Below are 1703 nucleotides of genomic sequence, written 5' to 3'. Positions count from 1 at the left end.
GATGGCGCTGCGCGTGCGAGGCGAGACGGTGAGCGAGAGTTCCGGCGCCGTCGCCACCATGCGGGCCAAGATGCTGCAAGTCGACGCGCCGGACGGCGCCATCGATATCGTCGGCACCGGCGGGGACAATTCCCACAGCGTCAATATTTCCACGGGATCGGCCTTTGTCATCGCCGGCAGTGGTGTGCCGGTTGCCAAGCACGGCAATCGTGGCCTGTCCTCGCTGACAGGAGCCGCCGACGTGCTGGTTGCGCTCGGCGTCAAGATCGACATCTCGCCCGAATTCATCGGCCGCTGCATCCACGAGGCTGGCATTGGTTTCATGTTCGCGCCCGCGCACCATCCAGCGATGAAACATGTCGGTCCGACCCGCGTCGAACTCGGCACCCGCACCATCTTCAACCTGCTCGGGCCGCTCTCCAATCCAGCTGGCGTCAAGCGGCAGCTGGTCGGTGTGTTCCTGCCGGAATGGATCCTGCCGGTTGCCGAGACGCTGAAGGCACTGGGTGCGGAGCATGCCTGGGTTGCTCATGGCGACGGCTATGACGAGATCACCACCACCGGCGAGACGCAGGTCGCCGAACTGATCGGCGGCGAGATCCGCAGCTTCACCCTGACGCCTGAAGCGGTCGGGTTGCCGCGCCACAGCAGGGACGAACTGCGTGGCGGCGATGCGGACTACAATGCCAAAGCCTTGCGCGATATGCTGGGCGGCGCTGCCGGCGCCTATCGCGACACCGTGCTGATGAATGCCGGCGCCGGCCTGGTGGTGGCGGGCAAGGCGACGACGCTTGCTGACGGCATCGCGCTCGCCGCGCAAGCCATCAACAGCGGCCGGGCCCTGCAAGTGCTCGACAGGCTGGTCGAGATTTCGAACGGGTAAAACGTGTCTGACATTCTTCGCAAGATCGAGGCCTACAAGCGCGACGAGATCGCGGCGGCAAAGGCACGTGTGCCGCTGGCCGAAATCAAGGCGCGAGCCAAGGACGCCGACGCACCGCGCGGCTTTCTTGCCGCACTCGAAGCAAAGCGCAAATCCGGCGCCTTTGCGCTGATCGCCGAGATCAAGAAGGCAAGCCCGTCCAAGGGGCTGATCCGCGCCGATTTCGATCCGCCGGCGCTGGCGCAGGCCTATGCCAAGGGTGGCGCTGCCTGTCTTTCGGTGCTGACCGACGCACCGTCCTTCCAGGGCGCGCCGGAATTTCTCACCCGGGCGCGAGCCGCCGTCGCGCTGCCGGCGCTGCGCAAGGATTTCCTGTTCGATCCCTATCAGGTCTACGAAGCCCGCGCCTGGGGCGCGGATGCCATCCTGATCATCATGGCCAGCGTCGACGACGCCCTGGCGAGCGAGCTTGAGGCAACGGCATTCGAACTCGGCATGGATGCGCTGATCGAGGTGCATGATGAGGCCGAGACGTTGCGCGCGCTAAAACTGTCGTCGCGGCTGATCGGTATCAACAACCGTAATCTGCGCACATTCGAGACCAGCCTCGACACTTCAGTGCGGCTGGCGAAGATGGTTCCGGCCGACCGCTTGCTGGTCAGCGAGAGCGGTATTTTCTCGCATGACGACTGCCTCAGGCTGCAAAAGAGCGACATCGGCACTTTTCTTGTCGGCGAGAGCCTGATGCGGCAACAGGACGTCACCACCGCGACGCGCTTGCTTCTGACAGGCAAGGCTTTGGCCGAGGCTATCTGACGAT

Annotated in this window: 2 protein-coding genes; both read left to right on the top strand. The window is 64.5% G+C overall.

The window, feature by feature from the left end:
- The coding region (trpD, locus tag EN884_RS35020) for an anthranilate phosphoribosyltransferase (RefSeq protein ID WP_128361088.1) at window positions 1-883 on the top strand (883 nt) is incomplete at its 5' end.
- Window positions 884-886: 3 nt separating this feature from the next.
- Window positions 887-1699, top strand: a complete 813-nt coding sequence (gene trpC / locus EN884_RS35015; RefSeq protein WP_063167977.1) for an indole-3-glycerol phosphate synthase TrpC — start codon at window positions 887-889, stop codon at window positions 1697-1699.
- Window positions 1700-1703 lie beyond the last annotated feature (4 nt).

This window comes from Mesorhizobium sp. M7A.F.Ca.AU.001.01.1.1 (genome assembly GCF_004022735.1).
GTDB lineage: Bacteria > Pseudomonadota > Alphaproteobacteria > Rhizobiales > Rhizobiaceae > Mesorhizobium > Mesorhizobium ciceri.
This window is presented reverse-complemented; position numbering and strand designations above follow the sequence as displayed.